This window comes from Microcystis sp. M113S1, assembly GCF_020246945.1.
In the GTDB taxonomy this organism is placed as follows: Bacteria; Cyanobacteriota; Cyanobacteriia; order Cyanobacteriales; family Microcystaceae; genus Microcystis.
Genome location: NZ_JADBSA010000096.1, coordinates 1 through 6474 on the forward strand (window position 1 = coordinate 1; position 6474 = coordinate 6474).

Annotated in this window: 6 protein-coding genes and 1 pseudogene; all 7 read left to right on the forward strand. The window is 39.2% G+C overall.

Going from position 1 to position 6474, the window contains the following annotated elements:
* A pseudogene (locus IM319_RS05250) lies at positions 1-202 on the forward strand (IS5/IS1182 family transposase); the annotation flags it as partial.
* 20 nt (positions 203-222) lie between these two features.
* Positions 223-357 carry a hypothetical protein gene (locus IM319_RS05255; RefSeq protein ID WP_287734910.1) on the forward strand — a complete coding sequence of 45 codons (135 nt, stop codon included), beginning with the start codon at positions 223-225 and terminating at the stop codon, positions 355-357.
* A 175-nt stretch (positions 358-532) separates the two neighbouring features.
* On the forward strand, positions 533-2731 hold the full coding sequence (locus IM319_RS05260) for an AMP-binding protein (RefSeq protein ID WP_287734911.1): 2199 nt from the start codon (positions 533-535) through the stop codon (positions 2729-2731).
* Positions 2732-2749: 18 nt separating this feature from the next.
* Entirely contained in the window at positions 2750-4072 is a 1323-nt protein-coding gene (locus tag IM319_RS05265) for an aminotransferase class I/II-fold pyridoxal phosphate-dependent enzyme (protein ID WP_287734912.1), read from the forward strand.
* 94 nt (positions 4073-4166) lie between these two features.
* The gene (locus IM319_RS05270) at positions 4167-5288 is read left to right on the forward strand and encodes an amidinotransferase (protein WP_287734913.1); all 1122 of its coding nucleotides are present in this window, start codon (positions 4167-4169) and stop codon (positions 5286-5288) included.
* Positions 5289-5298: 10 nt separating this feature from the next.
* Positions 5299-5967, forward strand: a complete 669-nt coding sequence (locus tag IM319_RS05275; protein WP_287734914.1) for a GAP family protein — start codon at positions 5299-5301, stop codon at positions 5965-5967.
* A complete protein-coding gene (locus tag IM319_RS05280; RefSeq protein WP_287734915.1) occupies positions 5964-6356 on the forward strand; it encodes an SDR family NAD(P)-dependent oxidoreductase in 393 nt (130 codons plus the stop codon). The genes IM319_RS05275 and IM319_RS05280 overlap by 4 nt, the downstream gene beginning before the upstream one ends.
* Positions 6357-6474: the final 118 nt, after the last annotated feature.

Below are 6474 nucleotides of genomic sequence, written 5' to 3' on the forward strand. Positions count from 1 at the left end.
GATGGCAAAACTTCCCTCAACATCGGAAACAGCCATTGCTATTACTTTTTTAGTTATCAATCTTTCCACCCTGCTTCGGCAGGTTTTTTGGGCTTTTTTATGTCTGAAATGGAAAAACCGCACTTTTTCTCGGTCAATGATGACAATAAATTATAGCTTAGAGATTAATCAACAACTAAAGCTTATGCTTTTAGCTAAGTGAAATCATTGATTAAGAGACCTGTGCTTTTCAATAACTTTTTGCCGCAAACCCTACTTATAACCGAAGCGATTCGCGCCTCTAGGAAAGGCAGCGCTTCTCGTTCTCTGCTGCCCCAAGAGAGTCCTTCCACAGAATCAATGCCACTGGCGGCTTGACACCTCTCCTGAACGGTTACGTTATCCTTAACTTCTTTCTTAACTTCCTAAACTTAGGTTACGTTATCCTTAACTTCTTTCTTAACTTCCTAAACTTAGGTTGTAGTTCCAAAATAATTCGCCGATAATTGGTTTTAAGTTAAAAGAACTTCAGAAATCAGTTGTAGAGGAAAAAATGCTTTGTTTATCTGTAGAGTCAAAATCTCAAGGCGAAATTTTTCAGGACATTTCTACTTTTGTAGATATTTTGAACCATAGAGCATTGCAGCAAGCCGAGCAAACAGCTTATATCTTTTTGGCTAATGGAGAAACAGAAACCGCCAGACTGACTTATCAGCAATTAGATCAAAAAGCAAAAGCTTTGGCGGCTCAACTTCAGTTACAAATGTCTCCGGGAGACAGAGCTTTATTGCTCTATCCATCAGGGGAAGAATTTATCATTGCTTTCTTTGCCTGTTTATATGCGGGTGTTATTGCAGTTCCCGTTTATCCTCCCCGACGTAATCAAAAGCTCTCTCGACTGCGAGCAATAACTAGAGATGCTCAAGCCAAACTGGCCTTAACTACTACATCCTTATTAAGTACTATTGAGGAAAAATTTTCGAGTGACCCTGAGTTAGTAACAGTACCTTGCCTAGCTACTAATAACATCCCGGATAAGCAAGCAGAAAACTGGCAAAAACCGAATCTTTCTTTAGAGGACATAGCTTTCCTACAATATACTTCCGGTTCCACAGGTATGCCTAAAGGAGTTATGGTTAGTCATAAAAATTTACTTCATAATGAAAAACTGATTGCTTCTGCCTTTAGACATACAACCGAAACTATTGGTGTAGGATGGTTGCCACTATTCCATGATATGGGACTAATTGGTCACGTATTACAACCCATATACGTCGGATTTCCTTCTGTGATTATGCCTCCAGAAGCATTTATCCAAAAACCGCTCCGATGGTTACAAGCTATTTCTCGCTACAAAGCTACCAGTAGTGGTGGTCCTAATTTTGCTTACGAATTATGTGCCTCTAAAATTAAACCTCAAGAGCGAGAAAATCTGGATTTAAGTTGTTGGGATGTGGCCTTTAATGGAGCCGAACCTGTTCGAGCAGCTACCTTAGAAAAATTTGCTAATACTTTCGCTGATTATGGTTTTAAGAGAGAGGCATTTTATCCTTGTTATGGGATGGCTGAAACTACTCTATTTGTGTCGGGGGGAATTAAAAGCCAATCTCCTGTGATTGAAGCGGTTGATAAATTAGCTCTTTTAGAAAATAATGCCGTTACTATTAACTCTCAACACCCGAATGCTCAATTATTAGTTGGTTGTGGTCACGCTTGGTTATCAGAAACAATTGTAATTGTGAATCCTGAATCTTTAACTGAATGTCGAGATGGGGAAATAGGAGAAATTTGGGTATCTAGTGATAGTGTAGCTCAGGGTTATTGGAATCGACCCGAACAGACAGAAGAAACTTTCCAAGCTTATTTAGCTGATACCCAGGTTGGGCCATTTCTGCGGACGGGAGATTTAGGATTTTTACTAGCTGGTGAGTTATTTATCACAGGAAGACTCAAGGATTTAATTATTGTTCAAGGACGTAATCATTATCCTCAAGATATTGAAGCCACAGTCCAACAAAGTAACTCGGCGCTGCGAAAAGATTATGGTGCTGCTTTTTCTATTGAAATAGCCGGTCAAGAGAGGCTAGTGGTTGTCCAAGAGGTAGAGCGGAGTTATCTGCGTAAATTAGACTATCCAGTCGTAATTCAGCAAATTATTAGCTCTGTTGCCGAAGAACATCAACTAGATGTTTATGCCGTGGCACTTCTTAAGACAGCAAGTATTCCTAAAACCTCTAGTGGTAAAATTCAACGAATAGCTTGTCGGACTGCTTTCCTCGCAGGAACTCTTGATGTGATTGGAGATTGGAGTAAAATTCCATCTCAAAAAAAGGACTTCATAAAACTAGAATCAGATGTTAATCATTTGTTAGAAAAATTGAAAACTTTTTCGCAATTATCAGAATCATCTGAGGGCAACACTAATCAATCCTTATTCCGCATTGATGAAGACATTGAACAGTGGTTAATTGCTAAATTCGCCGAACTAAAGGAAACGACGTATGAGAACATAGACATTCGACAAAATATCGGATTTGATTCCTTGGTAGCTGCTGAATTGAATAATCTCTTTAACACTAACTGGGGAGTTGAAATCCCTATAGATAATTTTATTGAAGGTGTTAGTGTTACTGGTTTAACAGCACTTTTGACTAACAAAATATCAGAGACTCGCTGGAAGTCTACGGAACAAATAGACCAAATGAATGATGAAGAAGTAGATGCTTTACTCAGTTCCATATTATCTAAATAGATAGGAGACAATTGAATCATGACTACCAATATTGATACTCTAAATTCGCTTTCATCTGCTCAAAAGCGCAATCTTTTGAAACAACTACTTTCAGAAAAATCTGACTATATGTCTCCGTCGAAAAATCCTAGCCAATGGGGTAATGAAAAATTTCTCGATGACGCTGAGGCAGCTGGATTTCTTCTTGGTGATGGTATTCCGGTTATGGACGGGATGAGTGGCTCTCGCATTAAACGTGATGGTCGGGAAATGATTAATTTATCAGGGATTAATTTTCTCGGACTACAACAAGAAGAGCAATTCGTTGAGATTTTTTGTAAAAATACCCGCCAATATGGTTTAGCTACGGGAGGATCTCGTCTTACTCAAGGAGTTTCCCGTCCCCATCTTTTACTGGAACAAAAGATGAACGAAATTTGGCAAAAAGATTATACTTTAACCTTTGGGACAGGAGCTTTAGCTAATATTGGTTTTATTAATGCTATGACCAGTTCTTTTGGCTTTGATGCAACTGTCACAATAGATAATGAGGATGTTGTTTTTGTTTTAGATCGAGATTGTCACTGGAGTTTATGGAATCCGCTTGCTAACCGAAAGTTTGGTTCTCAAGTATTTGCCTTTAAGCATAATGATCCTTCTTCTCTTGAGCAAGTGTTAAAGAAGATTAAATCATCGAGGGTTATTGTCGTCTTTGAAACAGTATATTCTTCTGATGGCAGTGTAGCTCCTGTTGGTGAATTAATCGAAATCTGTGAGCGTTATGGAGCTTTATCTTACGTTGATGATGCTAACGGATTTATGATTTATGGCACTCCTAATCGACCTTTCTATCAGGAGTACAAAGCTTTACGCAGAGCTACTTTTATCATGGTTTCTTTCTCCAAAGCTGTCGGTATTGAAGGGGGAGCAATCAGTGGACCGAAAGAATTTGTGAAATCTTTTGAGATTCTCTCTGGTACTTCCTTGTTTACAGCAACTATGCAACCACCAACGGCTGCTACGAATCTGGAAATTATACAGCACTTGGAGAAAAATCCAAAAATTATGGATGACTATCTAAAACGCTGTTTACAATTGCGAGAAACTCTAATTAATTTAGGTTTTCACCTCAATGATGTACCTTCTTACATTACTTCAATTATTATTGGTCAGGATGAAGTAGCTGAACAAGTACGACGAGACTTACTGGACATGGGGTATTGTATTCCTATATTCCGTTATCCTGCTGTTGAGCGGGGCAAGGCTTTAATTCGCTTGATGATCAACAATAAGCATACTGATGAGGATATTAATCTTTTTGTTGAAGCTCTCAAAAAAACACGAGAGCACTATCAATTTTAAAGCCGAAAATATCCAACTTCTGTCAATTAAGTTACCATCACAAAACTAGAAAAAATGGGTAACTTCCCCGATTCACAAAACAAAAAGGAGAAAAATGATGATTGCCAATACTTTACAAGCAGAAAAAAGCTCAACTCTTAACGCCACTGTCAACTCTTATAATGAATGGGATCCTTTAGAAGAGGTAATCGTTGGAAGTTTAGATAATGCGGTGTTTCCTCCGAATCATCTTAGTGTTCACGCCACAATTCCTCAAAGTTTATCAAAAATATTGATGTTGTTTGGTAGCCGACGTTATCCAAAATTTTTAATAGAAGAAGCGAGTAAGGATTTAGAACATTTCATCCATATTTTAGAATCTGAAGGAGTTACCGTCCGTCGTCCCGATGTTATGGATTTTAGCGTGACCTACAAAACCCCCGATTGGAAATCAAAAGGGTTATGTACTGCTTGTCCGCGAGATGGTTTGTTAGTATTGGGAGACGAAATTATTGAAACCCCGATGGCATGGCGTTCTCGATATTTTGAACTCCACGCTTACCAAACATTATTAATTGAATATTTTCAAAAAGGTGCACGATGGACTGCCGCACCGAAACCCAAGTTAACCGATCGACTCTATGATCGCAACTATCAGATACCTCAAGAAGGGGAACCGATTCGCTACGTAATCACGGAATGCGAACCTGTCTTTGATGCGGCGGATTTTATTCGCTGTGGTAAGGACATTTTTGTTACGAGAAGTAACGTGACAAATGAGATGGGAATTCAATGGCTAGAACGCCATGTTGGGGATAAATTTAATATTCATAGAGTCGAAAGTAAATGCCGACAACCGATGCACATTGATTCTAGTTTCATGCCTCTGGCTCCTGGAAAGTTATTAGTGAACCCAGATTATATTGATGTTGCTAAAATCCCAGACATTTTTAAATCTTGGGATATTCTCATTGCTCCTAAACCCGATATTGTCACAGGAGGTTTTTTCAATGCCAATGCTAGTATGTGTAGTTTATGGATTAGCATGAATGTATTAATGCTTGACGAGAAAAGGGTAATCATTGAAAAAAATCAAGAAACGATGATTCGATTTCTCAAAGATCATGGATTTGAGCCAATTCCCTGCCCTTTCATGAATTACGCGCCTTTCGGTGGCTCTTTCCACTGCGCTACCTTGGATATCCGTCGTCGAGGGACGCTACAATCCTATTTCTAGTCTTAATCCAATGCTTACCTTGACCATTTTGTGGCTGGCTTTTATTGATAGCATCAATCCCACCCCTATTGCCATCGCTATCCTGATATTTTTGTATCGGGGGACTCGGGGAGTTTGGGCTTACGTCTATGGTATTTTCTTGACTACTTTGATTCAATCATTCGTTTTTTACTTCGGATTAAGTGAACTGCAAGAGATAATATCGAGACAACACCTATCTTCTGTTAACTGGGGCTGGCTGTTAATTCTTGTTGGAGGGGTGGTCAGTGCTTATGGATTATATCGCTGGTGTCATAGAAAGGAAATTCCGAATCTAAGGAGGTGGGACTCTCTCCCCCCCTTAGATTACGCAAATCAACTCAAATTCTTAGCTTTTGGTAGCGCGACAACCCTCGCGGAGACACCGGGAGCGTTCCTACTGATTCTGGCTATTATTGAAATCAGAAAACTAGCAACTCCTTTCGTGTTTTTACCATTTTACTTAGGTCTTTATGCTACGATTTATACCTTGCCCATTATTCTTTTAAATTTGGCTGGAATCTGGCAGAAGAAGCCTTTAGAAACATGGCTATCTAGACATTTTAAGTTGCTTTACCTCATTCTGAATATCACTATTAGTTTATCTTTAATCGCTTTTGGTGTATTTTTTCTTACTATGGGAGTGAAACAATTAAGATGACTTCTCTTTCTTCATTTGAGAATTCGAGATATCAAATCAAAGGGGCGGTGTTTATTTCTGCCAGTTCGTCGGGAGTTGGTAGGGTCTGTGCAAAAATTCTTGCAGAAAAAGGGTTTTGGGTTTTTACCGGACTAAGAAATTTAGATAAAGCCCGATCACTGCAACAAGAAACGGGGGGAAATACAACCCCGATCCTGCTTGATGTTACGAAAGAAGATAGCATTATCTCGGCCGCTACTCAGGTGGCAGAAGTATTAAGCCAAAAAAATCTGAAATTGTTGGGTATTATTAACAATGCCTGTCACGAGTTTCACGGGCCTTTAGAACTCCTGCCAATCGAGTTCGCCCCTCAAGAAATGGAGGTGAGCTATTTAGGGTCTGCTGAATAAATCTAAAAACCTTGTTGGGTAAGACTTTTAGACTTTTTGTCAATCAAAAAGTACCAGGCATGGGAGTGATCAGGGGGAAAATTCAGGTACTTTTTCCCTGAAAATTAGGTAGTTGACC

Excerpts from the sequence above, each read along its gene's own strand:
- IM319_RS05260 (WP_287734911.1), top strand. The coding sequence starts at position 533 with ATGCTTTGTTTATCTGTAGAGTCAAAATCTCAAGGCGAAATTTTTCAG.
- IM319_RS05265 (WP_287734912.1), top strand. The coding sequence starts at position 2,750 with ATGACTACCAATATTGATACTCTAAATTCGCTTTCATCTGCTCAAAAG.
- IM319_RS05270 (WP_287734913.1), top strand. The coding sequence starts at position 4,167 with ATGATGATTGCCAATACTTTACAAGCAGAAAAAAGCTCAACTCTTAAC.
- IM319_RS05275 (WP_287734914.1), top strand. The coding sequence starts at position 5,299 with ATGCTTACCTTGACCATTTTGTGGCTGGCTTTTATTGATAGCATCAAT.
- IM319_RS05280 (WP_287734915.1), top strand. The coding sequence starts at position 5,964 with ATGACTTCTCTTTCTTCATTTGAGAATTCGAGATATCAAATCAAAGGG.